Source organism: Martinezella miluonensis (assembly GCF_900094545.1).
Classification (GTDB): Bacteria; Pseudomonadota; Alphaproteobacteria; order Rhizobiales; family Rhizobiaceae; genus Rhizobium; species Rhizobium miluonense.
Genome location: NZ_FMAH01000037.1, coordinates 1 through 23,838, shown reverse-complemented (window position 1 = coordinate 23,838; position 23,838 = coordinate 1). Strand labels below are relative to the sequence as shown.

At 56.6% G+C, this 23,838-nt stretch carries 30 protein-coding genes and 2 pseudogenes; 22 read left to right on the top strand and 10 right to left on the bottom strand.

Features of this window, described 5'->3' with window-relative positions:
- Nucleotides 1–14: 14 nt before the first annotated feature.
- From GA0061102_RS24420 to GA0061102_RS24380, 10 genes are all read left to right on the top strand, one after another.
- A complete protein-coding gene (locus GA0061102_RS24420) occupies nt 15–1,217 on the top strand; it encodes an efflux RND transporter periplasmic adaptor subunit (RefSeq protein WP_092854033.1) in 1,203 nt (400 codons plus the stop codon).
- The gene (locus GA0061102_RS24415) at nt 1,214–4,309 is read left to right on the top strand and encodes an efflux RND transporter permease subunit (protein WP_092854032.1); all 3,096 of its coding nucleotides are present in this window, start codon (nt 1,214–1,216) and stop codon (nt 4,307–4,309) included. The genes GA0061102_RS24420 and GA0061102_RS24415 overlap by 4 nt, the downstream gene beginning before the upstream one ends.
- Before the next feature lie 397 nt (nt 4,310–4,706).
- On the top strand, nt 4,707–4,916 hold the full coding sequence (locus GA0061102_RS24410; RefSeq protein WP_092854031.1) for a cold-shock protein: 210 nt from the start codon (nt 4,707–4,709) through the stop codon (nt 4,914–4,916).
- 109 nt (nt 4,917–5,025) lie between these two features.
- Entirely contained in the window at nt 5,026–5,355 is a 330-nt protein-coding gene (locus GA0061102_RS24405) for a hypothetical protein (protein WP_092854030.1), read from the top strand.
- Complete coding sequence (gene rpsU / locus GA0061102_RS24400) at nt 5,333–5,605, top strand: 30S ribosomal protein S21 (protein ID WP_092854029.1); 273 nt, start codon at nt 5,333–5,335, stop codon at nt 5,603–5,605. The genes GA0061102_RS24405 and rpsU overlap by 23 nt, the downstream gene beginning before the upstream one ends.
- 12 nt (nt 5,606–5,617) lie before the next feature.
- Nucleotides 5,618–5,818 (top strand): hypothetical protein, encoded by a 201-nt coding sequence (locus GA0061102_RS24395; RefSeq protein ID WP_092854028.1) that lies wholly within the window; start codon nt 5,618–5,620, stop codon nt 5,816–5,818.
- A 296-nt stretch (nt 5,819–6,114) separates the two neighbouring features.
- A complete protein-coding gene (locus tag GA0061102_RS24390) occupies nt 6,115–6,324 on the top strand; it encodes a cold-shock protein (RefSeq protein WP_092854027.1) in 210 nt (69 codons plus the stop codon).
- 114 nt (nt 6,325–6,438) lie between these two features.
- Nucleotides 6,439–6,609, top strand: a complete 171-nt coding sequence (locus GA0061102_RS33215) for a hypothetical protein (protein WP_167668052.1) — start codon at nt 6,439–6,441, stop codon at nt 6,607–6,609.
- 175 nt (nt 6,610–6,784) lie between these two features.
- Nucleotides 6,785–7,036 (top strand): hypothetical protein, encoded by a 252-nt coding sequence (locus GA0061102_RS24385; RefSeq protein WP_092854026.1) that lies wholly within the window; start codon nt 6,785–6,787, stop codon nt 7,034–7,036.
- Nucleotides 7,037–7,173: 137 nt separating this feature from the next.
- Entirely contained in the window at nt 7,174–7,437 is a 264-nt protein-coding gene (locus GA0061102_RS24380; RefSeq protein ID WP_092854025.1) for a DUF982 domain-containing protein, read from the top strand.
- 179 nt (nt 7,438–7,616) lie between these two features.
- Here GA0061102_RS24380 and GA0061102_RS32705 read toward each other — a convergent pair whose 3' ends face one another.
- Complete coding sequence (locus tag GA0061102_RS32705; protein ID WP_139115102.1) at nt 7,617–7,862, bottom strand: hypothetical protein; 246 nt, start codon at nt 7,860–7,862, stop codon at nt 7,617–7,619.
- A gap of 89 nt (nt 7,863–7,951) precedes the next feature.
- On the opposite strand from GA0061102_RS32705, the gene GA0061102_RS24375 reads away from it, so the two are divergent.
- Nucleotides 7,952–8,368, top strand: a complete 417-nt coding sequence (locus GA0061102_RS24375; protein WP_245298119.1) for an SDR family oxidoreductase — start codon at nt 7,952–7,954, stop codon at nt 8,366–8,368.
- Between the two features lie 102 nt (nt 8,369–8,470).
- Here the strand turns inward: GA0061102_RS24375 and GA0061102_RS24370 are convergent, their stop codons facing one another.
- On the bottom strand, nt 8,471–9,358 hold the full coding sequence (locus GA0061102_RS24370; protein WP_092854024.1) for a LysR family transcriptional regulator: 888 nt from the start codon (nt 9,356–9,358) through the stop codon (nt 8,471–8,473).
- A 100-nt stretch (nt 9,359–9,458) separates the two neighbouring features.
- On the opposite strand from GA0061102_RS24370, the gene GA0061102_RS24365 reads away from it, so the two are divergent.
- Both GA0061102_RS24365 and GA0061102_RS24360 read left to right on the top strand, forming a co-directional pair.
- Nucleotides 9,459–10,448 (top strand): aldo/keto reductase, encoded by a 990-nt coding sequence (locus GA0061102_RS24365; protein WP_092854023.1) that lies wholly within the window; start codon nt 9,459–9,461, stop codon nt 10,446–10,448.
- 58 nt (nt 10,449–10,506) lie between these two features.
- Nucleotides 10,507–11,496, top strand: coding sequence for an aldo/keto reductase (locus GA0061102_RS24360; protein WP_092854022.1), 990 nt, complete (start codon nt 10,507–10,509; stop codon nt 11,494–11,496).
- 115 nt (nt 11,497–11,611) lie between these two features.
- Here the strand turns inward: GA0061102_RS24360 and GA0061102_RS34105 are convergent, their stop codons facing one another.
- Both GA0061102_RS34105 and GA0061102_RS24350 read right to left on the bottom strand, forming a co-directional pair.
- On the bottom strand, nt 11,612–11,980 hold the full coding sequence (locus GA0061102_RS34105; RefSeq protein ID WP_092854021.1) for a hypothetical protein: 369 nt from the start codon (nt 11,978–11,980) through the stop codon (nt 11,612–11,614).
- 62 nt (nt 11,981–12,042) lie between these two features.
- Nucleotides 12,043–12,744, bottom strand: coding sequence for a DUF1223 domain-containing protein (locus GA0061102_RS24350; RefSeq protein WP_092854020.1), 702 nt, complete (start codon nt 12,742–12,744; stop codon nt 12,043–12,045).
- A 232-nt stretch (nt 12,745–12,976) separates the two neighbouring features.
- Between GA0061102_RS24350 and GA0061102_RS24345 the strand changes: the two genes are divergently transcribed.
- The 3 genes from GA0061102_RS24345 to GA0061102_RS24335 are packed head-to-tail and all read left to right on the top strand — an operon-like array spanning nt 12,977 to nt 14,934.
- Nucleotides 12,977–13,840, top strand: a complete 864-nt coding sequence (locus GA0061102_RS24345; protein WP_092854019.1) for a cytochrome b/b6 domain-containing protein — start codon at nt 12,977–12,979, stop codon at nt 13,838–13,840.
- The gene (locus tag GA0061102_RS24340) at nt 13,837–14,613 is read left to right on the top strand and encodes a molybdopterin-dependent oxidoreductase (protein ID WP_092854018.1); all 777 of its coding nucleotides are present in this window, start codon (nt 13,837–13,839) and stop codon (nt 14,611–14,613) included. Before GA0061102_RS24345 ends, GA0061102_RS24340 begins: the two co-directional genes overlap by 4 nt.
- A gap of 54 nt (nt 14,614–14,667) precedes the next feature.
- On the top strand, nt 14,668–14,934 hold the full coding sequence (locus tag GA0061102_RS24335; protein WP_139115101.1) for a hypothetical protein: 267 nt from the start codon (nt 14,668–14,670) through the stop codon (nt 14,932–14,934).
- Between the two features lie 103 nt (nt 14,935–15,037).
- Here GA0061102_RS24335 and GA0061102_RS33650 read toward each other — a convergent pair.
- Nucleotides 15,038–15,261, bottom strand: a pseudogene (locus GA0061102_RS33650) (DDE-type integrase/transposase/recombinase); the annotation flags it as partial.
- Between the two features lie 243 nt (nt 15,262–15,504).
- Between GA0061102_RS33650 and GA0061102_RS24330 the strand changes: the two are divergent.
- The 6 genes from GA0061102_RS24330 to GA0061102_RS24305 all read left to right on the top strand — a co-directional run bounded on the left by GA0061102_RS24330 (nt 15,505) and on the right by GA0061102_RS24305 (nt 20,153).
- Complete coding sequence (locus GA0061102_RS24330) at nt 15,505–15,888, top strand: helix-turn-helix domain-containing protein (protein ID WP_092854017.1); 384 nt, start codon at nt 15,505–15,507, stop codon at nt 15,886–15,888.
- Between the two features lie 9 nt (nt 15,889–15,897).
- Nucleotides 15,898–17,706: a hypothetical protein gene (locus GA0061102_RS24325; protein WP_092854016.1), complete on the top strand. Its 1,809-nt coding sequence runs from the start codon at nt 15,898–15,900 to the stop codon at nt 17,704–17,706.
- Between the two features lie 12 nt (nt 17,707–17,718).
- Nucleotides 17,719–17,937 (top strand): hypothetical protein, encoded by a 219-nt coding sequence (locus GA0061102_RS24320; RefSeq protein ID WP_092854015.1) that lies wholly within the window; start codon nt 17,719–17,721, stop codon nt 17,935–17,937.
- Between the two features lie 14 nt (nt 17,938–17,951).
- Nucleotides 17,952–19,124, top strand: a complete 1,173-nt coding sequence (locus GA0061102_RS24315) for a YcaO-like family protein (RefSeq protein WP_092854014.1) — start codon at nt 17,952–17,954, stop codon at nt 19,122–19,124.
- Nucleotides 19,121–19,825 (top strand): TfuA-like protein, encoded by a 705-nt coding sequence (locus tag GA0061102_RS24310; protein ID WP_092854013.1) that lies wholly within the window; start codon nt 19,121–19,123, stop codon nt 19,823–19,825. Before GA0061102_RS24315 ends, GA0061102_RS24310 begins: the two co-directional genes overlap by 4 nt.
- Nucleotides 19,826–19,931: 106 nt before the next feature.
- Complete coding sequence (locus GA0061102_RS24305; protein WP_092854090.1) at nt 19,932–20,153, top strand: hypothetical protein; 222 nt, start codon at nt 19,932–19,934, stop codon at nt 20,151–20,153.
- A 679-nt stretch (nt 20,154–20,832) separates the two neighbouring features.
- Here the strand turns inward: GA0061102_RS24305 and GA0061102_RS33645 are convergent.
- The 5 genes and pseudogenes from GA0061102_RS33645 to tnpA form a co-directional block, all read right to left on the bottom strand.
- A pseudogene (locus tag GA0061102_RS33645) lies at nt 20,833–20,937 on the bottom strand (4-hydroxybenzoate octaprenyltransferase); the annotation flags it as partial.
- Between the two features lie 107 nt (nt 20,938–21,044).
- Entirely contained in the window at nt 21,045–21,341 is a 297-nt protein-coding gene (locus GA0061102_RS24300; RefSeq protein WP_092852021.1) for a hypothetical protein, read from the bottom strand.
- Entirely contained in the window at nt 21,341–22,963 is a 1,623-nt protein-coding gene (gene tnpC / locus GA0061102_RS24295; protein ID WP_092852023.1) for an IS66 family transposase, read from the bottom strand. Before tnpC ends, GA0061102_RS24300 begins: the two co-directional genes overlap by 1 nt.
- A 63-nt stretch (nt 22,964–23,026) precedes the next feature.
- Nucleotides 23,027–23,374: an IS66 family insertion sequence element accessory protein TnpB gene (gene tnpB, locus GA0061102_RS24290; protein WP_092852025.1), complete on the bottom strand. Its 348-nt coding sequence runs from the start codon at nt 23,372–23,374 to the stop codon at nt 23,027–23,029.
- Nucleotides 23,371–23,751, bottom strand: a complete 381-nt coding sequence (gene tnpA, locus GA0061102_RS24285) for an IS66-like element accessory protein TnpA (RefSeq protein ID WP_245298060.1) — start codon at nt 23,749–23,751, stop codon at nt 23,371–23,373. Before tnpA ends, tnpB begins: the two co-directional genes overlap by 4 nt.
- Nucleotides 23,752–23,838 lie beyond the last annotated feature (87 nt).

Below are 23,838 nucleotides of genomic sequence, written 5' to 3'. Positions count from 1 at the left end.
GATGGAGTATTGTCGTGGATCGATCCCCTTCAGGGTCAAACAGCTCAAGTAGATCATTTTATCTTCTGGGGATATGCGCTCTGGCGTTGGCCGGATCCGCTGCTGCATATTTCGTATACTGGCCAGAGCCTGGTCTGGGTAAGACGAGGGCACCGACACCCGAACGCGCCCCGGTCCCGGTGCAGACAGCCACAGTGGCAAAAGAAGATCTGCCTGTCGTGCGTAGCGGCCTCGGCATCGTCTCTCCGTTGACCGCAGTGGATGTGAAAGTCCGCGTCGACGGCCAGCTTCAACACATAGTCTTCTCCGAAGGGCAGGATGTCAAAGCAGGAGACATTCTTGCAGCGATCGATCCGCGTCCTTACGCGGCGGCCGTCGCGCAGGCGCAGGCGGACTACAACAAGGAGCTGGCTCAACTGGAGCAGGCCAAGATCGACGAGACAAGAGCGCAGAAGCTTACGACTACGGGCAGCGGCACCACCCAGGCAGCTCAGACAGCAGCCGCGCAAGTCAAGGTCATGGATGCTACGGCGGCTGCCGGAAAGGCGGTGCTCGATACCGCGAAACTCAATCTGGAATTTGCAACCGTCACGGCCCCGATCAGCGGCAGGGTGGGGCTGCGCCAGCAGCAGGAAGGCGGTATCGTCCGCGCAGCCGATGCGACCGGCGTTGTGACCGTCACGCAGATGCGTCCCATCGCGGTTGAATTCACGCTGACGCAGGATGATCTTCCCGATCTGATAACTGGGCAGGCGAAGGGCCAATTGAGTGTTTCGGCATACAGCCGCGAAGGCACCAAGCATCTCGCCGACGGAAAACTGAGTGCGATAGACAGCCAAGTCGATTCATCGACCGGCATGGTGAAGTTGAAGGCCGTGTTTGCAAATGACGAGCTGACTCTTTGGCCTGGAGAGCTGGTGACCGCAAACATAACCTTGCGGACCGATCCGAATTCGACGGTCGTGCCATTGTCGGCGATCCAAAATGGACAAACGGGACCGTATGTCTTCATCGTAAAGCCGGGCAATAAGGTTTCCACTGCCTCGGTGACCACCGGGAACGCTTACTCGGGCCTCACTGCCATTACACAGGGCGTCTCCATCGGCGAGACGGTCGTTACTTCCGGCCAGTCCCGGCTTGTCGATGGAACCGTTGTCTCGACGAAAGGCTCTGACGGCAAGAAGCTGGCAGCAGCCGGCGAGGATACAGTCCAATGAACCTTTCTCAAATCTTCATCCAGCGCAGGGTCGGAACCTGCCTGCTGGCGGCCGGGCTTCTGATCGTTGGCTCCGTTGCCTACGGACTGCTGCCGATCGCATCGTTGCCGCAGGTCGACTTTCCGACAATCCAGATATCGAGTTCTCTTCCCGGCGCGAGCGCCGAGACCATGGCGATATCGGTTGCGACGCCGCTGGAAAATCAGCTTTCGACGATCTCAGGCGTGTCTCAAATGACGTCGACGAGTTCGTCGGGGCGAACCTCGATTACGATGCAATTCGACCTCAACAGGGACATCAATGGCGCCGCGCAGGACGTTCAGGCCGCAATTAGTGCCGCTAGCGGTCAACTGCCGAAGGATCTGCCGGCCGCTCCCGAATTCCACAAGAGCAATCCGGCAGAAGCAACGATCCTTACATTGGCGCTTACATCCGACCGCATTCCGACGACCGAACTCGATCATTATGCGGAAGACATCATCGCCCAGCAGGTTTCGCAGATGAATGGCGTGGGGCTGGTGGATTATCACGGCCCCCAGCGGCCGGCGATCCGCATCCAGCTCGATCCCGACAAGGTTGCGGCGCGGGGGCTGACGCTGGAAGATATCCGAAGCGCCGTCGGCGTTCAGACAGTCAACCAGCCCAAGGGGCAGCTCGCCGGCAACGGACGGACCACCGTTCTCGATGCGACCGACCAGATCATGGACGTCCCGACATTTCGCTCGATGGTCGTCGCCTATAAGAACGGTTCGCCGATTCGAGCAGAGGATCTCGGGACCGTTGTGTCGGCTCCCGAGGATGTCAATCAGGCAGCATGGTTGCAAGACACCCGTTCAGTGATGCTGGATGTCCATAAAATGGCTGGTTCAAACGTGCTCGACACCATCGAGGGCATCAAGGCCAAGCTGCCGCAAATGGAGGCGGGGCTGCCTGCAGGCATCAAGCTTTCGGTCGTGGCCGACAGGTCAGGAATGATCCGATCCTCGGTCAACGACGTGAAGGTCACGATCCTCATTACCATCGGCCTGGTCGTTCTGGTGATCTTCAGCTTTCTGCGAAATCTCTGGGCGACGATCATCCCGGCGGCGACCATTCCGCTGTCCCTGATCGGCACTTTTGCCGTCATGTATCTCGCCGGCTACAGCCTTGATAATCTCTCGCTCATGGGATTGACCATTGCGGTCGGGTTTGTCGTCGACGATGCCATCGTTGTCATCGAGAATGTGATGCGCCATGTCGAAGAGGGAAAGTCCACCTTCGACGCAGCTCTTGAGGGATCGCGCGAGGTGGGTTTCACCATCGTTTCGATGACTGTCTCCCTGGTTGCCGTTTTCATTCCAATCCTTCTGATGAACGGGATTGTCGGCCGCCTTTTCCGTGAGTTTGCCGTTACGATCAGTGTGGCGATCATGATATCGGGACTCGTTTCGCTAACGGTGACCCCGATGATGTGTGCCTGGTTGATCAAACACGATCACGATAGGCGGCACGGGATGCTTTTCCGTTGGTCGGAAGTGTTTTTCGAAAAATGTGCGGCGGGATACGGACGAGCACTCGATGTCGTCCTTCGCAACCATGTCGCCATCCTGATTGTTGCGGTTGCTACGATGGCGGTGACGGGCTGGCTCTACGTTTCCATACAGAAGGGCTTTATTCCGCAGCAGGACACGGGATGGGTTCAAGGGCAGGCCCAGGCAGCGACCGACATATCCTTTGCTGACATGTCGACCAAGATGCAGGCGCTTGCGCATATCGTTATGGATGACCCAGCTGTCGACAACGTCGCTTACTGGATCAATCCCAGTCCGTCAGCCAGCGTCGGCCAGCTTCAGATCAACTTGAAGCCAATCGGCACGCGAAGCTCGGCGCCGGCAGTACTTACCCGCTTGCGAACGGCGACGGCGGGTCTGGAAGGCCTGACCGTTGGTCTGCAGGTTCGCCAAGACGTCCAGATCGGCGGACGGTCTTCTGCTTCGCAGTATCAATATACGCTTCAAGACCCTGACACGGCAGAGCTCGACAAGTGGGCAGCGACGATGGCCAAGGTTCTGAAAGGTCTCCCAGAAATCCAGGACGTGATTTCCGACAAGCAGAAGGCCGCGACCAGCCTCACGCTCGATATAGATCGCTCCACGGCATCCAGGCTGGGTGTGAGCGTTTCTCAGATCGATCAAACGCTCTACGACGCTTTCGGGCAGCGGCAGGTAGCGACAATGTATACGCAAGTCAGCCAATATCACGTCGTCATGGAACTGGCGCCCCAGTTTGCCCTGTCGCCCGAGGCGCTGTCGCATCTCTATGTGAAGTCTTCGACCTCTGGAAAGCTTGTTCCACTCAGCATGCTTGGATCATTGAAGACCGGCGTGCTGCCGGTATCCATTAATCATCAGGGATCCATACCCGCAACGACGATTTCCTTCAATCTGAGGCCGGGTAGTGCGCTTAGCGACGCAGTCACGGCTATCAAAGCGGCTGAGGCGAGCGCGGGCATGCCAGCGACGGTGATCGGCACTTTCCAGGGGACCGCGCAGGCATTTCAGGACTCGCTGCGAAGCCAGCCATGGCTTATCCTGGCGGCTGTCGTGGCTGTCTACATCGTGCTGGGCGTTCTTTATGAGAGCGCGATACATCCGCTCACGATCATCTCGACACTCCCGTCTGCTGGTCTCGGCGCGCTGCTGGCATTGAAGCTTGCCAATTTGGACCTTTCCATCATGGGGATGATCGGGATCATCCTGTTGATCGGCATCGTCAAAAAGAACGCGATTATGATGATCGACTTCGCGCTCGACGCCGAACGGACGCAGAATCTGGCGCCATATGACGCCATTCGCCAAGCCTGCATGCTGCGGTTTCGGCCCATTATGATGACAACGCTTTCCGCTTTGTTCGGCGCCGTTCCCCTGGCTTTGGGAACCGGGCCGGGATCCGAATTGCGCGTTCCCCTCGGCATTGCCATCGTTGGTGGTCTGGTTGTCTCGCAGGTGCTGACCTTGTTCACCACGCCGGTCATTTATCTCTCATTCGACAGGCTGCGGGGTAGGACATCAGGGCAGCCATCGCATCTGCAGGCTGCAATCGGTTCGCGTTAATGGCGATGTCAAACGAACCTAGTTGAAGCCGCTTTTTTACGATGTGCTGGCTGTTGATTATGGGATGGCCCGCCCTTCCGAGGATATCGGGTATCATGTGGCTTGGTTGAGGCAAGAGGAGCCGATCCATGTCGATCCTGATGTCGGGACCAGGAACCGTACGCTCAGCACAATCACGGGCAATCCGGTAAATGGCAGCCAGTGATAATCGCCGTTCGCCGATAAAATCAGTCTACACATTGCCAAATCAGAAATAGAGCCTATATTGGCGTTATCGACCATTGCTTGTGATGTCGCTCAAGAGCCACGAGGCTCCTTCGGATTTCCTCTCAAATAATCGATCTGACCCCGCAAGGTAGCGCGGGAACCACGACAATTGCTTCGAAAGGAAATCACGATGGCCACAGGCACCGTGAAATGGTTCAACGCCGACAAGGGATTTGGTTTCATCCAGCCCGATGCTGGCGATACTGACGTGTTCGTCCATATCTCAGCCGTCGAGCGTGCTGGGATGCGCTCGCTGAAAGACGGCCAGAAGATTGGCTATGATCTCGTGCAGGATCGTAAAACCGGCAAAAGCTCCGCCGACAATCTTCAGGCGGTTTGAATTTGTCATTCGCTCCAGCTGACCACGGATGTACTGGCAGCTGAATTGAGTGACTGTGAGAGGTCGGGGTAACGCCCGGCCTTTTGTTTTTCTTCTTTCGGAGAACCATATGCGAAACCGACGCTTCCAGCCCGGCGACACCATCAAATTGAAGCCTGGTATTCTTGGAAATGCCCATCCGATTGGCACCGGTCGCATCCTCTCCTGCCTGCCCGAAGAGAAGGGCTTGTCCCGTTACCGTGTACGATTTGAGAACGAGACCTTCGAGCGTAGCATCGGGCAGGATGACATTGATCTGACCGCCTCGTCACTGTCGACCCAGGCAGGGACTGCAGAAGGCAAGCCGGGATCCAGTTGGGTGAACGCGCACACCATTCGGACCGGACCAACGGCGGCAACAGCCGTAAGGAGCAATTTTGCAGGCAAGCGTCAGAGATAACGACGTCGATCAAGCTCTTCGTGTTCTGAAGAGAGAAATGCAGCTTGAAGGCATATTCCGAGAGCTGAAGGCGCGCCGGGCCTATGAGAAGCCAACGGAAAAGCGCGTTCGCGAAAAGTCCGAAGCGGTTCGCCGAAGACGCCAGATTGCCCGAAAGCAGGCGCATCGGGAAGGTCTTCTACCCTCTCCCAAGCGGAACAATCCGGTAGCCGGTCAACGCTCGTTTCTTGTCCGAATATCGAAGCCATAAGAAGGAGGAAGCATGACCGCGACAAAGGACGTTTTTTTCAAGCCCACAAAGGTCTCTGCCCAGGCGAAGGCTGAGCTTACCACCTCTGCCGCGCGAGATATTCTCGCAGCCGAAACCGCTGCCCGTCATAAAAAGACGGAGAAGCTTCGTGCTTTGCGAATGGCCCAGCCAGTTGCAGAGGTACAAAGGAAGATTAAAACTAAGAAGAGGTAGATATTTCTCTGCCTCATTCGTTTTTCTAGGATAGGAAGTAATACTTGGGTCCTGTCTCGGATAAATATTGACTATTTCAAGATATAATCCGTATTTTATTCAAGGCTTTCTATGAAATTAAATAGAATGTGACCTTGTTGCGAACATAAAACTCTCATATGTTGTGTTTATCGGATTTGCTTCGTTAGCTTTGTTTCTGCGCGCAGGCGCATTTGCTAATCTTTCCTCTCAAGCTCGATCACGATGGCGCGCACACAGCGGGCATCGCAATTTCATGCGATTGAAAGGAAATCGTTATGACTAAAGGCACCGTAAAATTCTTCAACGTCAGCAAGGGGTTTGGCTTTATTGCTCCGAGCGATGGATCTCCGGACGTATTCGTCCATATCTCGGCAGTAGAGCAGTCCGGCATGTCTTCCCTTCTGGAAGGTCAGTCGGTCACTTTCGAGCTGGTGCGAGATGCGCGCAACGGCAAGAACGCTGCGCAGAACTTGGCATCTGTATAATCAATCAAGCAATCGGCTCGCGCCCCCTTTGACCACGGATGTACTGGCATTGCGGGATCGCGGACCTTTGGAAAGGTCGGGCAAACCCCGGCCTTTTTATTTTGGAGAGACACAATGACGAAGACAAATGCAGAGAAGATTCTTCGGCGGTCGCTGCGCCAAGTGAACAACACGAGCGGCGGCGGGCATCTAGGCGGTACGAATTTCGGACAGGCCTTTGATGCGAAAACATCTTCCAGTAAGGGCAAATCCGATAAATCGCGCAAGCCTCAGCGCATGAAATAGCCTTAAATGGAGAGCGATAGTGTTTCACCAGCGTCGCTCTCGCCTTGTCTTTACCCGAATGCGGTCGGCGCTCCAGTGGCAGCGAGGCTCTTGCCAGAACGACTGCTTGTGACAGTCGCGCAGTCAGCCTGAACATCCCCCGCACGCCGCTCCACGTTTCAAGGAGGAAAGAGCTATGACCGCCCCAAATCCAGTCGTCCCGCCTGGCTTAGACTTGGCGCCACAGTTGCCTGATCGGACAAAAGCCGGAACGATCGGATCTCCGGATTTGAAAGTCTCCGATGAAGCGATCAGAGAAGCTTACGAGCGTGGAGGCGACGCTGGCATGCGTGAGAAGGAAGATGAAGAAAATCCCTACCCAGAAGGAAGCGTGCTCGCGAAAGCCTTTGAACACGGCTATCTCGACGGGCAAAAGGCGCAGCGATAGGGCGACGATTTGAGGGTGTGGCGTTTGCAATCGTCGTTTGGCCAAAATCAGTACCCGCTGAGCCAGACAAGTTCATTCATCAAGTGGGCAACAGCAACCGCAGAGGGTTTTTGCCCGCGATCCTGAGGAAGAGATCAATGGGCTCCGTCATCAACGTGGGATTTTCTCTGATTTGGGAGACGCCAGTCGTCATCCATAAAGGTGATTTCTGCACCAGGGCTATAGACGGCCCCAGAGAGGCGTTGCGGTATCTCCAGCGAGATTTTGGCAGACGCTCAGGTCAGCTTTATTGGAGTGCGGTTTATTCCTGCATGATGGCGCTGAGATATCGATCTGCCCCCGAACTCGCCCGCAAATATTTTATTATTGCTTGTGGCAGTGCCAGGATTGATGTCGATTAGGTTGAGACTGTTTCCGGCGCTTATCAAAGAAACGACAAATGTTCTGTTGGTGCAGGTTTACCAAGGGGTGGGATTTACGTCACCTGTCGGTTGCGTCTTATGGTGAACGATCGAAGCAAATAACGGTTGTTAAAGGGGTAAAGGTCGATACGCCACGGGAGTTCCGTGGGGCGTCGATCTCACTTCCGGTCCCTGACAATGCGGCGAGCGGCATCTTTTTCATTGAGAATGGCACAGAAGACACGCGCTTCTTTCTCAGGCAAATTCTCAAGCTCCCAGGTCGATGGCTTTGCCGACACGCCCGTAAACACGTCATAAACAGTCCATGAGGAATCCATTTCCCGGCGGACGGCATATCGTCTGGTGCTTGTCGCCATAGCATTCTCTTGAAGGACGGCAGCAGCCAAAACGGTCTTTGCGTTCATCGATCGCCTCCACAATACCACGCAACAGTCGAATAGTCTGCCATCATAAGATTGGTCGATGTTTGCCGTGCGGAGTGGTTATCGGAGGAGTGCTCGCGGATTGGAACGAAGATGCTGTAAAAGCTGCGGCAGACAACCTGACCGCTCAAGGTCACAAGGCAATCGCCATCCGATGCGACGTTGCCGATGACGCTGATGTCGAAGCCATGGTCGCGCGAACTGTCGAGGCATTTGGGCGGCTCGATGCAGCCTGCAACAATGCGGGCGTGCAGAACGTGCTTGCGGAGACGGCCGAGACGACTCGCGAGGACTACGACCGCGTCATGGGCATCAATCTGCGCGGCGAATGGAGCTGCATGAAGTTCGAATTGCAGCAGATGCGCAAGCAGGGAGGCGGTGTATCGTCAATTGCCCGTCATTCGGTGGACTTGTCGGCGGCGCGGAACGCGGCATCTATCACGCCGCCAAGCATGGCGTGCTTGGCAGCGACGCCGCGAGCTAGGTGACCGGCCAATCCATCTCGGTGGATGGCGGTTTCGTCATGCGTTGGCCCCTAAGTCCTTCGGCGCGCGGACCATCTCGATGCTCCTTGGAAACCCAGGGCGCTCTTAGCTTCGCAGTGCACTGACGAAGGCCGCGAATGCCGGAGACGCCTGGCGTCTGCTCGGATAGTAAAGGTGATATCCCTCGAAGGACGGACACCATTCGTCCAAAACCTGGATCAATTCTCCAGAGGCGACATGGGGCCGCGCGACATCCTCCATGACCAGCGCAAGCCCGAGCCCGCCCAAAGCTCCGGTTAGGGCGTGGCCTGTGCTGTTGACGACAAGCTGGCCGTCGACGCGCACGTTTTGCGCGAGCTTGTCCTTTTCAAATTCCCAGATCAGCAGGCCGCCATAGGTTGGCATTCTCAGATTGATGCAACGGTGCTCAATCAGATCGTTTGGTGTCGTTGGCTTGCCGTGCCTGTCAAAATAGGCGGGAGAGCCGACGACTGCCATCCGCAGATCCGGACCGATCCGAACGGCGATCATATCTCGCGCAAGCCTCTCGCCGAGCCGAACGCCGGCGTCGAATCCTTCTGCTACGATATCCGTCAGACCGTGATCTATAGCCAACTCGACCTTGACGTCCGGATAGGCTTCGAGAAAGGCGGGCAGTTTTGGCCAGATCCTGGTCCGTGCCGCGTGTTCGCCAAGGCTGACGCGGATGGTGCCTGCAGGTTTGTCGCGAAAAGCACTGAGGGCGTCGAGCTCGGAGGCGATATGTTCAAGATCAGGAGCGATGGCGCTCGCCAAACGGGCTCCTGCTTCCGTGGGCGCCACGCTTCTTGTCGTGCGTGCGACAAGTCGAACGCCAAGTCTGGCCTCGAGATCGCGAATGATTTGACTGAGAAAGGGCTGGGATATGCCGAGGCTGGCCGCGGCCTTGGTAAAACTGCCCTCGCGCGCGACGGTCAGGAAGGCGACGAGATCATTGAGGTCTGGCTTGGGCATTTATAGCTCTTGGCAATAGGTGCAAGTGTTATTTAGCGGATAATCGAATGGAGTGAAAGGCGCTAGAACGGATTGACCTTACACGAAACAGGAGCGCCCAATGAAAACGCGGAAACTCGGAAAGAGCGGTCTGGAAGTCTCGGCACTTGGCCTCGGCTGCATGGGCATCAGCCAGTCCTACGGACAGCCGATGGAGACGAACAACGCCATCGCATTTCTCCGCGATGCTCACGAAGCCGGGATTACCTTCTTCGACACGGCGGAAGCCTATGGGCCTTTCACGAATGAGGCGGTGCTGGGTGAGGCTCTGCGGCCTATTCGCGATCAGGTTGTTATTGCCACGAAATTCGGCATTCATATTGATCCAGACGGCGGGAAGGGCGGCGTCAATAGTCGTCCGGACCATATCCGGGCAGTCGTCGAGGCATCGCTGAAGCGATTGCAGACAGACCATATCGATATTCTCTATCAGCACCGCATCGATCCGGCTGTGCCGATCGAAGACGTTGCCGGTACGGTGAAGGCGCTGATTGCCGAAGGCAAGGTCATCCATTTCGGCATGTCTGAGGCGGGTGAGGACAATATCCGCCGAGCCCATGCGGTTCAGCCGGTCGCGGTTCTGCAAAGCGAATATTCGCTCTGGTGGCGGGAGCCTGAGCACACCGTTCTTCCTGTCGTCGAGGAACTCGGTATCGGCTTCGTGCCGTTCAGTCCGCTCGGTCGAGGTTTCCTTACAGGAACGATCAACGGTAGCACGGAATTCGACAGCAACGATTTCCGCAATACCATTCCTCGCTTCGCTCCTGAGGCACGCTCCGCCAACCAGGCCGTCATCGATATCATTGCCGATATCGCCGCTGAAAAGGGGGCGACGCTTCCGCAGATTGCGCTAGCATGGCTGTTGGCGCGAAAGCCCTGGATCGTTCCCATCCCAGGCACCACCAAGCTCCATCGCTTGAAGGAAAATATTCGCGCGGCCGAAATCGATCTGTCGTCCGACGATGTGAACCAAATCGATCGTGCCCTGTCCGATATCTCAATTCAGGGTGAGCGATATGCCACCAAACAGACAGCATGGGTCAATCGTTGAGGAAAAGTTCCGCACCCTTTCCATCCCAACCCATGATCACGAACTCAGGACCAAGACCATGAAAACTCGAATGATTGGAAACCTTGAAGTCTCCGCGCTTGGCCTCGGCTGCATGAGCATGAGTTCGGCCTATGGTCCGCCAGCTGACAAGGGTGCGATGATTAAGCTCATCCGGCTCGCCCACGAGCGCGGCGTCACGCTCTTCGATACCGCGGAAGCCTATGGTCCATTCGTCAACGAAGAACTGCTCGGCGAGGCCATCGCTCCCATCCGGGACGAACTCGTCGTCGCGACCAAGTTCGGCTTTGACATCGACCTTGAAACCGGAGAACGCCGGGCTGGCACCAACAGCCGGCCCGAACACATCAGGGCCGTTGCCGACGCCAGCCTCAGGCGTCTCAAAACCGATCATATCGATCTGTTCTACCAGCACCGGGTGGATCCCGCCGTACCAATCGAGGATGTCGCAGGTACGATCAAGGACCTCGTCGCTGCCGGCAAGGTGAAGCATTTTGGTCTGTCCGAAGCAGGTATTCAGACCATCCGTCGAGCACATGCGGTTTATCCCGTCACGGCTGTGCAGAGTGAATATTCGCTGTTCTGGCGCGGCCCCGAAATCGAGCTTCTCCCGGTGCTTGACGAATTGGGAATTGGGTTTGTTCCGTTCAGCCCGCTCGGCGCTGGTTTCCTGACCGGCAAGATCGACGAGAATACCAAGTTCGATGCAACCGACTTCCGGAATCATGTACCGCGCTTCTCTCCCGAAGCCCGCAGGGTAAACATGGTGCTGGTCGATATCATCAAGGCTGTTGCCGGCCGCAAAAATGCAACGCCTGCACAGATCGCCCTTGCCTGGCTCCTTGCGCAGAAGTCTTGGATCGTGCCGATCCCCAGCACGACCAAGCTTCACCGCTTGGAAGAAAACCTCGGTGCGCTCGACGTGATTCTGACGGTAGAAGATCTGATGGAGATCGCCGACGCGCTATCCAAGTTCGAAGTCCAGGGAGAGCGTCTGCCTGAGGCGGTCCTTAAAATGACAGGCCTCTGATCGCGATTGCGGAGCAGGGAGGTAATCAGTGAGATCGAGCATGTGACCGTTGAATCATGCCGGAATGGAACGCGGTGTGTGGATCGTCTGTATTCAGACTGGCCCTTCTTGGCTTTCACATGGTGAAACTGCGGCTCCCGGGCACACAGATGTAATAGGTTGATCCTTGCGCATTGTAGCCGTCAGGATAGTTTTCTTTCCATTCCTCCGCCAGTTGCCGGAGCAGCTGGATAAAGTTGGGAAATCCCTTTTCGGGAGCAAGTTTGCCGTATTGCCCCTCTTGGTTTTCCAAGACTTCCTCCACCGCAAGCCGATGCTCGTCGGTCATTCCGAGTGCCTGCTTCACTTCGATGGTTCCGTCAATCATCCCAGTGATTGCCTCGACCATTTCGTGCCGGGGTCGCTTATATGTTGTGAGGCTGGAGGTAGACGAGCCGCCCAGCTCGCAGTTATCAAAGCCCACGATCGCGATGTCTTCTGGCATTCTCAGCCCGAACCCGCCGCGGAATGCTGAATCTCGGTGCCCCTAATTCGCATAGCCACCGCTCAGTCGGTCGCTGCTGCGAGTATGGGGCCACCTTGTTGCTCCTGAATCAGAATTGCCGTGCGAAGGCCATCCGGCGCCTTCGGGAAATCGAATGTGGCAGGGCTTCCGTCCCATTGCCCGAGAGGCTTCAATGCATGTACGACGTGGGTGTGGGGCAAAGTACTACCGGCGTTTTCGCCTCGAGCGATCGGCACGTTGACGACGTTCGGATCGTATCGGATCAACCAGACGTCCGCCGCCGATCTCGGGACATCACCGCGCCCTATCTCCGCGCGGCTGTGGCCAAGGGTAATGGATGGTCCCGTCAAGCGGGAAGCGGTTGATAGAAGTTCGGTGAGTTCGGCGAGGTTGTTCCCAACCACAGTCTTCGTCCCGTTGACAACCATCTGCGGGGTGAAGGGCCCTGACTGATGCAACGGTGCCTCGTATGCAATCTGTCTATCCGTAAACTCCTGTTTTCCGAATAGGTCCTTCCAGCCGAGATAGTCCCAATATGTCACTGCGAAGCTCAACGTGAGGACATCCTCGCGCTTATTGAGCTTTATGAGGTTGCTGTTCGCGGGTGGACATGACGAACATCCCTGGCTCGTGAAGAGCTCGACAACCGTGAGGGAGCGGTTGTTGCTCGATGCGCCATGAGAAACACTCGCCATGACGCACACGACTGTTCCAGTGAGCATCAGTTTCATGAATTGCTTCATCGTTTTTCCCCCTATGGCATCATCCTCACTTCGCAGTGAAATGGTCATTTGTTACACGCTCACACTCTTGTGATCGCTGGGACAGCTATTCTTCGACGAGATCTCTCAAGCTATTAGGCGATGTGGCCGGGACCGCCTGTAGAAGATTATTTCGCGACGCCTGTAACAAGAGTACTTTATCACCCGTATTACCCGATAGGACCGTACCGTAGCCAGCTCGGGAGGAGCGAACATGGCGACCGTGGACCATCTGGAAACAACGCCGCCGCCGACAAGCCCAACGACGACCTTCATTAACCGCCATTCGGTGGTGACGCGCATTACGCATTGGCTCAATGTTCTTTGCCTAAGCCTGCTTCTGATGAGCGGTCTACAGATATTCAATGCGCATCCGTCCCTGTATTGGGGGCAGTATGGTGCCGATGCCGATCCATCCTGGCTTTCGATCGGGACTGTCCAGGACGGTGACAGCACGCGTGGCTTCCTGCGCATCGGAAGCCTTTCCGTCGCGACAACGGGCGTTCTAGGCCTTTCGCGGGTCGGCGGCGATGTGACCGAGCGCGGCTTTCCTTCCTGGGCGACCATCCCGAGCTATCAGGATCTCGCGACCGGCCGTCGGTGGCACCTGTTTTTTGCCTGGCTCTTCGTGATCAATGGATCGATCTATACGCTATACGGCCTCCTGGGCGGCCATTTCCGGCGTGATCTCGCGCCGAGCGCTGACGAGCTCTCACCCTCTCATCTCAAACAGGAGATCGCCGATCACGCACGGCTGCGCTTCCCGAAAGGAGAAAAGGCACGCCACTACAATGCTCTCCAGAAGCTCGCTTATCTGATTGTTATCTTCATTCTGCTGCCGCTGATGCTTGCGACTGGGCTGACCATGTCACCCGGCATGGATGCTGGCTTCCCCTTCCTGCTTGATTTCTTTGGCGGCCGGCAGTCGGCGCGCTCCATCCACTTCATCTGCGCCTGGTCGATCGTTTTCTTCGTTCTGGTGCATGTCACCATGGTTATCCTCTCCGGTCTTTGGAACAACATGCGCTCGATGATTACCGGCCGCTACAGGATTGAAAGCGAAGGGGGCGGGAAATGACGTTCTCTATCACGCGACGCCGTCTTTTGATCGGATCGGCTGCCGGACTTGGCGCAATTAGCCTCACCGGCTGCGACGAGGTCGCCCAAAACGCCAAAGTTCAAGCCGTGCTGGAGATGGCAGAGACGCTCACAATGAAAAGCCAGCGACTTTTGGTCCCGAGGGACAAGCTGGCCCGCGAGTTTTCGGAAGCGGACATCTCACCTACATTCAGATCGAACGGAACCAGTCAGCCGGACAGCGAAGAATATGCCCGGATGATGGAGACTGGTTTCGCAGATTGGCGGCTGAAGATCGACGGTTTGGTGGAGCACCCGGTCGAGCTCTCGTTGGCGGATCTGAAGAGGCTGCCATCGCGAACGCAAATTACCCGGCATGACTGCGTGGAAGGTTGGAGCGCCATCGGCAAATGGATGGGCGTACCGCTCGGGCTTGTCCTGCAGAGTGCCGGCATGAGGCCGGGAGCTCGCTATGCGGTCTTTTACTGTGCCGACCAGCTCGAGCAGACGATCGACGGCAGCGGCACCTACTATGAGAGCGTCGATCTGATCGACGCCTTTCATCCGCAGACAATCCTTGCCTATCAGCTCAACGGTAAAGATCTCGACGTGGCTCACGGCGCGCCGCTCAGATTGAGAGTCGAACGCCATCTTGGCTACAAACACGCAAAATATTTGATGCGCATTGAAATCAAAGACAGCTTCGCCAGCCTTTGGGGTGGCAAGGGCGGTTTCTGGGAGGACCGCGGCTACGAGTGGTACGCGGGAATTTAAGCGTCTGGAAAACGCCTGACTGCGGGCAATTGTGCCCATCAAGAGGAGGAGAATATGCTCAAATTTACGATTGCGACCGCCTTGCTGATGTCCGCTTTCATATTGCCGGTCCATGCGGCGAACACAATGATGAAGTGCGATGATGCTTCCATGATGAAGGCACAGAGCGACGTGGATGCCATGACCGGTCCGATGATGAAGGAAAAGAAGGCAATGGCGTCCAAGGAAATGATGATGGCCAAGGAGTCGATGAAGGCCAAAAAGATGGACGATTGCAAGATGCATTTGGACAAAGCCATGAAGAGCATTGGCAAGATGTAGTGGAAATCCGAGCAATGATGTTGCGTTAGCGCGTGATTGGTGACTTGCGCCGCCGTGGTCTGAGATCATGCAACGGCTTGGATCACGGCTTCCCAATGCACCCTTGCACGGCCCGCTCTCGCTTTCGAAGCGGCGGGGGCGAATTCCCTGCCTGATTATCGAGGCCCGTGTGGGAGCGGTGCTCGACCTTCGGCATGACATCACGCTTGGTCGCGCCGTAATAGCGCAGCCTTTGGTGACGATCCATTTGGGCGCCAGCCCTTGTTTCCTCAGCTGTCTTCGCAGCAAACGCCTGGCAGCCTGGGTATCGCGTTGACCTTGGGCGAGCCGGAAACCGAGCGCGCATAAACGCGACACCGGCCTCTCCCCTCCTCACTCTTCTAATGCGTCGTAAGACAGACGCCGTCGATGCCGTTTGTAGCGGTGAAGAGCGCCCTGCCATCTTCTCAAGATAGCGCTAGGAAACCTCTAGACACAGTGCAAAATTGACTATGAGTGGCTTGCTGGAAGATTGTGAATTCGAGGGAAACCTGCCAACATGAAGGCAGTTTCTCTTCTAGCGGTTTCCTCATGGACAAAAAGCCGGATGCGATCGATGTTGAAGTTGGATCACGCATCCGACTGCGCCGAAAGGAATTGTCACTTGCGCAGGATGTATTGGCCGAAAAGCTTTGCATGAGCCCTCAACATCTTGAGAAATGCGAATGCGGTGCTGAAAGAGTCGGTGCTAGTCGTCTTCTACGTATTTCGGAAATCCTCGATATTCCGGTCATATTTTTCTTCGAAAGTACATCGGACGACGCCTTTCCTTCTAAGGAAGCGCTGGCTGATTTTCGACTTGCTAAGCATCACAAGGCCGTTCTGCGGACAGCCTTATCGGGGATCGAGGACAATCGGTTGCGGGAGAAGATCCTCGCTTGTGTGCAATCATCCGAACCTGACAACGAGCGCTGACCTAGCAAGATGACATTTCATTTAACGACACTTGGCAGCTGCGCCCTTTATGATGAGAAGGGCGATCGTGTAAACGTGCCGAGACAGGCGCTGCTCATGCTTGCCTATCTCTACGATGGCCGACGATCGATGCCGCGGAAGGAGTTGGCGGCTTTTCTCTGGTCCAGTAATCTTCAGGCCGCTGGCGCCAATTTGAGGTCGACCCTGCTGCGGTTGGCGACCGCGACCTCCAAATCTCCCAAGCCGTTGATCGGCGGCGTTGCGACGAACATCACTTTGAACTTCGACGCATTACGGTGCGACCTGGATACTATCGAAAGTACCTCCGGCGTTGCCAGGCTTAGCGCGCTCACGGATGCCGTCGCCAAGAATTTTCTACCCGCGGACGGCAGCGGCTCCGCAGCTGTGGCTGTCTGGGTACGCGACGTTCGGGCAAGGTTCGCAGGGGAGCTGCGAGCCGAATTCTTCAAGACACTGAACCACCCCTCTTCGCCCCAACATCGCGGTGAATTGAAGCGAGCGGCGATACTTCTGCTGGACCGAGACCAGACCGATGATGAGGTTAGGGTAGCGCTTGGCGAGAAAATCACCTCTTACATCCAGTTGATTGGCGAAACGAAAGATCCGAATTCGAGCCATCCGGCTCAAGATACGATTCCAATCGCCGCCGACAACCGGATGCCGCGTATCGCCCTGCTTCCTCCTGAGACGCTGGAGGATTCAGAGCGAGCCGGATCGGTCGCAAACGCGGTCATCGAAGACCTGACGATCAGCCTTTGCGTCGATCGAAGCGTATCCGTAGTCGCTCCCTATACCGCCGAGCAGATCCGCTCCTCAAACGACAAGGCCGGGCTTCTCAGGCAACATAATGTCGTCTACGCGCTCGATACGAAGAGGACGGGCGACAGCCTTTTCGCGCAGCTGATTTTCATGCCGCGGGACGAAATTGTCTGGGCAACGCGCGTCCAGCTGGATAACGCGGCCATAACGGAGCATCGCAACGCGATCGCCACGGCGATCCAGAGCTCCATCATCGAGCGTGTTGGCGCCTTCCATCACATAGTTTCCGATTTTAGCTGCAAGCCTCAGGCCTATTTTGCCTATCTTGAGGGCGTACAATGCCTGTCCCGGTTGAGCCTTCAGAATGTCCGCCGCGCGCGCAAGCATTTCAAGGAGGCTCTCGATCACGAGCGGGGTTTCGCGGCGGCACTTGCGGGCATCGCGAGAACGCTGACGATGGAATGGGTTCTGACGGCCCGCGGCGATGGCGATCTGTTGCATCAAGCGGAAAAAATGGCTGGGGATGCAATCCGCGATGACAATCAGTTCGCCGGAGGCTTCAAGGAAATTGGCGTCGCCCGGCTCTACCGCGGAAATATCGACGGCAGCCTCGAGGCCTTGTCGAATGCTGAGGCGCTTAGCCCGCACTATGCGGATGTGATCTGTAGCCACGCCGACTGTCTCACCCATGGCGCCAATCCGAAAGCGGCATTGGTGAAGGTTTCAACCGCTCTTGATCTCAATCCGCTCGCCCCAGACTACTATTATTGGACTGCGGCAGGAGCCAGCTATTTCCTTGGTGAGTATACCGAAGCATTGGCGTATCTGGACAAGATGAGAGACCCGGGACCAGCAAGCAGGCTTGCGGCGGCAAGTTGGGCGATGCTGGGGAATCTTGCCAAGGCGAAGACACATCGGCTGCGCGCCTTGCGCGACAACCCGAATTTCGATCTTGATGCATGGCTGTCGATGATTCCAAACAAGGAAAAGTGGCAGACAGAGCATTATAGGGAAGGTCTGCTGAAGGCCGGTTTTTGAAAGGAAGAGATTGTGGCAGGTGCGGTGCTGATTGGGATTGATGGTGAAGAGGGTCTTTGGTTGGCTGACCTTGAGCAGGGGACTGTTGTTCGATACACGCAGCCGCTGTCGGGCGAGCTGGCGACGGCGGAATCCTGGCGGGCGAAAGGGGTCAAAGTCGCGAAAGATGTCGATTTCGCTGTGGCGCTGAGTTCAGCAGGTTCTGCGGCGTCAGGCCTCTACGAGGGCTAGGCGTTCGTTGACCGGTGTCAGACAATTTTAGAGCGTGCCCTCCTGGCGAAACCTTTTCGAGGGTTTCGCCCCATTTGGCGCGGCTTGGTATAACACGCGTTGGCCGCCAGACCGAGCTCGATCGAATAGGCATTCCCGTTTGGTGTGCCTACGCTCCGAATTCCAAGGCGATCGTTATCGCTCAGGGCAAAGGTCTGGACGATGTCTCGGCAAAGACATCGGCGGTGATGGAAGCGATTGAGCGATCGGTCGCGACCCAACCATCTTGTTCAGCGCTTGTGGCAAGTCGAGATGATCTTGCCGCAAGCGGTCATGCGATGGATTGTTTGGATGTGCTGCTGGCAACCGGGGCGCAGCCGGTAGAGGCCAGTGAACAGATCAGATGGGCTCAGGCTCAGGATCTGGCCAGCAACGCCGTTACGTTCATACCTTTCGACACCGTTCATCTTGACCGAACGAATGTCAGTCCTCGCTTTTGGGTATCATCGGACGGATTGGCGTCAGGGAACACTTGGCACGAGGCAGTCCTGCATGGGTTGCTGGAGCGGATAGAGCGGGATGCTTGCGTCCTTTGGGATGTTGGCGGCCCGGTGCGTCGTTATGCACGCCGGATAGACCCGCACAGCATCGAAGACGACGATATTCGCGAGATGCTGGAGAAGATTTTCGCAGCCGACTTCGATCTCGCGCTTTTCGATGTCACGAGTGATCTATCCATCGCCTCCGTCGTTGCATTACTGCGGCCGAAAGGCGATGGCGGCTCGCTAAGGTATGTCGACCTGACCATGGGAGCAGGAGCCTCCTTGTCCCCCAATGTGGCCGCGGCCCGAGCAATTTCCGAGGCCGTGCAGTCCCGGATGACCTTCATAGCCGGGGCCAGGGATGATCTTGTGCCGGAGCTGTTTTCACGCCGCGCCGACCCCGCCCACTTGCAGTCGTTCCGGGTTCGATGCGCTACGAACCTGAGCGAACTGCCGACGATGGCGGCCAAATCCACGCAAGATGCGCTCGACCAGGTTGTCGAGGCCCTGTTGAGGCACGGTATCGACCGGCTTTATGCAATCGAGCTCGCACCCGAATGGTTGCCGGCATCGGTTGCAAAAGTCTTCGCGCCACAGCTCGAACATCCGGAGGGGGGACGCCGAATTCGGTTCGGCAGCCGCGCACTGTCAAAGGGTTTCCTATGAAAGTGATCTTCGTGGGACCAAGCCTGCCCGATGCCAAAGCGTTCGCAGACAGCACGATGGTCATACGACCGCCGGCATGCCAGGGCGACGTTGTGAGAGCCCTCGAGGATGGTGCGACCGCCATCGGCCTTGTCGACGGTCAGTTCGAGTTCGTCGCGCCGGTCTGGCATAAGGAGCTGCTCTTTGCCTTATCCCGAGGTGTTCCCGTGTTTGGTGCAGCCAGTATGGGAGCGCTCCGCGCCGTAGAGTGCCAGGTTTACGGCATGGTCGGCGTCGGCCGGATCTTCGAAGACTATGCGTCCGGGCGCCGTGAGGAGGATGCCGACGTCGCTCTCCTCCATGGCCCGGCGGAACTCGGCTATCCTGCCTTGTCGGTGCCGTTGGTCAATGCCGATGCGACAATCGAGGCTGCGATTGGCCAAGCTATTATCGACAAGGGAGAGGCCTTGCGGCTCTCCCGGGCAGCCCGGCGTGTGTTTTTCAAAGATCGGACGTGGAGGCGTGTTGCCGAAGCCGCCGATATGGACACAGGACGGGTGAGGGCACTCGTGGCAAAAGCGTGGACTGACCAGAAGCGTCAGGATGCAATCGAGCTTATGCGCGCAATTGCCGATGCGCCGTCGCAGGCACGCACGGTGGACTGGTCTTTCAATGCGACGCCCCTGTGGCGCAAGCTCTTCCCGCAATTTTACCGTATGTAGTTGATCTTTAATGCATGTGTTGCGTGTGCAACGCTTTTGCAACGCATCTCATCGGTCGAAATGTGCCAATCTCCCCTTATCAAATCATTTGGTGGAGCTTCTAAGAGTGACCGATTTTGAAGAACAGGAACGTCAGGGCGAGATCTTGGCGCTTGTCAGAATGATGCAGTATGCGGATGGTGTCGCCAGTGAGCTCGATACACCGCAGGTGGCGTCTCTCATAAAGGCAGCGCAAGCTGCTCTTCTTTCGGTTTTAGAGGCCGAGTTCCCGATGCTTTCAAGAGTGCATTTGTACGGGCTTGTCAGTGACACGCATGGTCACTGCTAGCAAGCTCTCGTCCTTCCAATGCTACCGATCGATACATTTACCTGATCCCGCGCTGACACAGAGAAACGTCAAGAGATCCAGCTTGCTTAGAAGAGTGCTAACCAGGGTGGGCTGGCCCGCGAGAAAAGTAAGCTCCACCGATACAAGAGGCATCGTCGCGGATTTCAAAGAACCTCATGGAAATATGAGGGTTGCGCTCATCATGTTTGCGGCAATTATCGTTGCGTGGCTCGCGATTGCCTATGATATCTGTCGTTCGTTGAACTGGTTCTGATCTCCGGCTGTGACCAGACTCTGAAACAGACGACTATAAATTCCGAATCGGACGAAATTGAAATCCGAACTGGACGCACATAAATTCCGAGTCGAGCGCACCGGCGATATCGGAATTTCGTAACGCTCAGTAGGAAAATAAGATTGAAAGCCGAAAGTCCCTCTTGACCTGCTTTACCCAAGAGGTGTAGCCGAGCGAATTCGGGTTGCCTTGGACAATACACCAGTCGTACTCGTGAACAGCCCCGTCACTGGGGCAAGACGACGTTGGCTTGAACCCTACTTCAGGCAGATCGCCCCTATTTTACCCTAGATGACGACACGACCTTACCGTCAGCGAAGGCGGACCCAGTCGGCTTCATTCGTCAGATACCGTTATCTTAGACCAAGTGCAGGGTGCGCCGGAGCTAAGATCGAGGCGCCTGGTTTGCCAGCCGAGATGCGCGGCGATGACAAGCATTCCGGTGGCATATGGCAATGACATGCCGATCATCCGTCCACCAACCGACCATTATGGCGTAGAACAGGCCGATATCGTCGCGTTAATGATGGAAATCCATCGTTTGGCCTAGCGCCTTATGCTGCTGAGGCCTTCGGCGGCTCGTAACCGGCCGATTGTTACCGCGGAGATTTCGCTTTGATGCGGGCGATGAGTTCTTTGTCGTCGACAAAGCTGTCGAGGAAGTCGTTCCACTCGTCGGTTGAGCGGCGAGCGTGGGAGAGCATCTGCTCCAGCTCTTCCATACCGTCGTCCGTCAGTGCGGTCATGGATTCATCGTCCCCGGTGTAGACGGAGATGATGCTGCCGTAGCTTAGATTATCATCGTTGGAGACGATGGCCTGAAGAAGCTCCACGTCCTCTTCGAGGATTTCGGCAACAAATTTGATCGTACGGACGTGGGTAACTGTCGCCATCACGCTGCCTTTGCGTCGATTGTGGTGATCTCCGACCAGTTCCACGGAAGCAATTCGTCTAACCGATTGATCTTGTGATCGTGGATACGATCGAGCACGTCAGCCAGATAGGCTTGCGGGTCAAGACCATTCATCTTGGCCGTCTCGATGATCGTCATGGCGCGTGCCAACGTTTCCGCTCCCGTGTCGGCTCCCGCAAAGAGCCAGTTGCGTCTTCCAACGCCTATCGGACGCAGGGCCCGCTCAGCGGCATTGTTGTCGATCGCAACGCGACCGTCTTCGAGGAACAGGCAGAGCGAAGCCCAGCGGCTCAAACCGTATCGGAAAGCTGTCGCCAGATCGCCTTTGCCTGGAATGCGGGTTAGTTGAGCTTCAGCCCAGTGGCGGAATGCATCGACCTTGGGCTTGCTCTGGACCTGACGCGCGGCAAGACGGATATCAGGAGGCTGGCCGTTGATGCCACGCTCTATGTCATAAAGAGCACCAATACGATCGAGAGCCTCCCGTGCGATCTCTGACTTGTTTGATGTCCAGATGTCGTGGAAGTCTCGTCGCCAATGGGCCCAGCAGGCCGCCTCTTTAAAGCGAGACGTTCCATTCTCTCCAGGTGAGTACAGCTTGCCGTATCCTTTGTAGCCGTCAGCCTGAAGGATGCCGCTTGATTGCCTGAGGTGAAGATGAACGTGCTCTTCTTTCCAGTCAGGAGCAAAATAGTAGACTGCACCGGGCGGGGAAGCGCCAGACCAGGGACGTTGATCGCGAACATACGTCCAGAGCCTGCCCTTCTTCACGCCTTTGCCCAATCCCTTGTCTCGCAGCGAGCGATCCAGCACCCGGATTGGCGTGTCGTCAGCATGAAGGAGATCACTTGCCATGATCGCCGTTTCGATCCGCTCGATGAGAGGCTGAAGCACCTGCATCGCACGACCACACCAATCGACCATCGTGCTGTCGGGAATGTCGGCACCCATGCGGGCAAAAATCTCGTTCAGACGGTATAGCGGCAAATGGTCGTCGAACTTCGAGACCAGAATGTACGCCAAGAGCCTAGCGCCGGCCATGCTGCCCGGGATCGGACGGCTGGGTGCTGCCACCTGCACCATCTTCTCGCAGCAGCGGCAGGACTTCTTCAACCGAGCAACCTCGATGACTTTCATCTGCGCGGCGATCATATCGAGGATTTCGCTGGTGTCCTCGCCGACAAGACGCAACTCTCCTCCGCAATCCGGGCAGCAGGAGCCGGGATCGAGTTCTCGGCGCTCGCGGACCGCCGTGTCCGACACGCGGGGGCGTCGGCGCATGGTCTTTTCGGACGGATCCGCCAGGGGCACTGTCGACGCCGCCTCATCAACTTCATCGATTGGGGCAGTAATGGCCTCAGCGGCGGCGATCAACAGATCCTCAAGCGCCAGTTCCAACTGCTCGATTTCACGCTCAATCTTCTCAGACGACTTGCCGAAGACCTGTTTCTTCAGCTTGGCGATGCGCAGCCGCAGTGTTTGGATTAACTGGTCATGCGCTTGCAATGTGGCCGACATCTTCGCATTTTCCGCCAGCAAAGCGGCAATCATTGCCTTGAGAAAGGCTGGATCGTCCGGAAGATTTGTCGTCGCGCGAGACATGATCCTGACTACCACACGCTAGGAGAAATTGCCATAAAAACCAGTGGTTTCAGTGGGATAAAATCACCCGACACGGGCCGGTGGTGCCCCCCAATCAGGACGACGCCAATCGATCCCTTCCCACAACATCGCCAGTTGGGCAGACGTAAGCCGGGCTGCCCCGTCGGCCGCAGAAGGCCATGGGAACCGCCCTTTCTGCAAGATCTTGTAATACAGGCAGAAGCCCTGGCCATCAAAATACAGCAGCTTCAAACGATCGCCACGTTTGCCGCGAAAGGCAAAGACCGCACCGCTCGTCGGCTTCTGGCGCAGGATATCCTGCGCAAGCGCAGCCAGGCCTTCTATTCCTTTGCGCATGTCCGTGATCCCGCACGCAAGATAGACCCGAACGCCGGTCCCAGGCCCGATCATGCTGCTTCCACCGCCCGGATAAGCTTCGTCAGGGCGCCAGTGTCCACCGCGCTCCCAAAGCGAAGGGTGCGGCCGCAGCTCAATCGCAGTTCGATCGTCCCGCAGCAGTTCTTCTTGTCTTCGGGGACATCGGCCTGCACGGCATTCATGTCGACGGGAACGAACAATGCATTCGCAGACGTCGAGAGCAGCCCCTTCTTTTTCAACTCGCTACGCCAAGCGTAAATCTGCTGTCGCGTAATATCGTGCTGATGAGCAACTTCGGTGATGGTGGTTCCGGCAACCTCAACCGACATCACAATCGCGAGCTTCTCATCATCGCGCCATCGACGCCGCCGTTCCTGCCCAAGAATCTCAACGCGCATCGCAATCTCCACCTAAGACACGTCGCTAACGACGTCGTTAAACACGTGTCTTAGGCCATCACGACGATGGCTGGCAGGCGGTAGCAATCGGGCGGTTAC

Excerpts from the sequence above, each read along its gene's own strand:
- GA0061102_RS24415 (WP_092854032.1), top strand. The coding sequence starts at position 1,214 with ATGAACCTTTCTCAAATCTTCATCCAGCGCAGGGTCGGAACCTGCCTG.
- GA0061102_RS24410 (WP_092854031.1), top strand. The coding sequence starts at position 4,707 with ATGGCCACAGGCACCGTGAAATGGTTCAACGCCGACAAGGGATTTGGT.
- GA0061102_RS24405 (WP_092854030.1), top strand. The coding sequence starts at position 5,026 with ATGCGAAACCGACGCTTCCAGCCCGGCGACACCATCAAATTGAAGCCT.
- GA0061102_RS24395 (WP_092854028.1), top strand. The coding sequence starts at position 5,618 with ATGACCGCGACAAAGGACGTTTTTTTCAAGCCCACAAAGGTCTCTGCC.
- GA0061102_RS24390 (WP_092854027.1), top strand. The coding sequence starts at position 6,115 with ATGACTAAAGGCACCGTAAAATTCTTCAACGTCAGCAAGGGGTTTGGC.
- GA0061102_RS33215 (WP_167668052.1), top strand. The coding sequence starts at position 6,439 with ATGACGAAGACAAATGCAGAGAAGATTCTTCGGCGGTCGCTGCGCCAA.
- GA0061102_RS24385 (WP_092854026.1), top strand. The coding sequence starts at position 6,785 with ATGACCGCCCCAAATCCAGTCGTCCCGCCTGGCTTAGACTTGGCGCCA.
- GA0061102_RS24380 (WP_092854025.1), top strand. The coding sequence starts at position 7,174 with ATGGGCTCCGTCATCAACGTGGGATTTTCTCTGATTTGGGAGACGCCA.
- GA0061102_RS32705 (WP_139115102.1), bottom strand. The coding sequence starts at position 7,862 with ATGAACGCAAAGACCGTTTTGGCTGCTGCCGTCCTTCAAGAGAATGCT.
- GA0061102_RS24370 (WP_092854024.1), bottom strand. The coding sequence starts at position 9,358 with ATGCCCAAGCCAGACCTCAATGATCTCGTCGCCTTCCTGACCGTCGCG.
- GA0061102_RS24365 (WP_092854023.1), top strand. The coding sequence starts at position 9,459 with ATGAAAACGCGGAAACTCGGAAAGAGCGGTCTGGAAGTCTCGGCACTT.
- GA0061102_RS24360 (WP_092854022.1), top strand. The coding sequence starts at position 10,507 with ATGAAAACTCGAATGATTGGAAACCTTGAAGTCTCCGCGCTTGGCCTC.
- GA0061102_RS34105 (WP_092854021.1), bottom strand. The coding sequence starts at position 11,980 with ATGCCAGAAGACATCGCGATCGTGGGCTTTGATAACTGCGAGCTGGGC.
- GA0061102_RS24350 (WP_092854020.1), bottom strand. The coding sequence starts at position 12,744 with ATGAAGCAATTCATGAAACTGATGCTCACTGGAACAGTCGTGTGCGTC.
- GA0061102_RS24345 (WP_092854019.1), top strand. The coding sequence starts at position 12,977 with ATGGCGACCGTGGACCATCTGGAAACAACGCCGCCGCCGACAAGCCCA.
- GA0061102_RS24340 (WP_092854018.1), top strand. The coding sequence starts at position 13,837 with ATGACGTTCTCTATCACGCGACGCCGTCTTTTGATCGGATCGGCTGCC.
- GA0061102_RS24335 (WP_139115101.1), top strand. The coding sequence starts at position 14,668 with ATGCTCAAATTTACGATTGCGACCGCCTTGCTGATGTCCGCTTTCATA.
- GA0061102_RS24330 (WP_092854017.1), top strand. The coding sequence starts at position 15,505 with ATGGACAAAAAGCCGGATGCGATCGATGTTGAAGTTGGATCACGCATC.
- GA0061102_RS24325 (WP_092854016.1), top strand. The coding sequence starts at position 15,898 with ATGACATTTCATTTAACGACACTTGGCAGCTGCGCCCTTTATGATGAG.
- GA0061102_RS24310 (WP_092854013.1), top strand. The coding sequence starts at position 19,121 with ATGAAAGTGATCTTCGTGGGACCAAGCCTGCCCGATGCCAAAGCGTTC.
- GA0061102_RS24300 (WP_092852021.1), bottom strand. The coding sequence starts at position 21,341 with ATGGCGACAGTTACCCACGTCCGTACGATCAAATTTGTTGCCGAAATC.
- tnpC (WP_092852023.1), bottom strand. The coding sequence starts at position 22,963 with ATGTCTCGCGCGACGACAAATCTTCCGGACGATCCAGCCTTTCTCAAG.
- tnpB (WP_092852025.1), bottom strand. The coding sequence starts at position 23,374 with ATGATCGGGCCTGGGACCGGCGTTCGGGTCTATCTTGCGTGCGGGATC.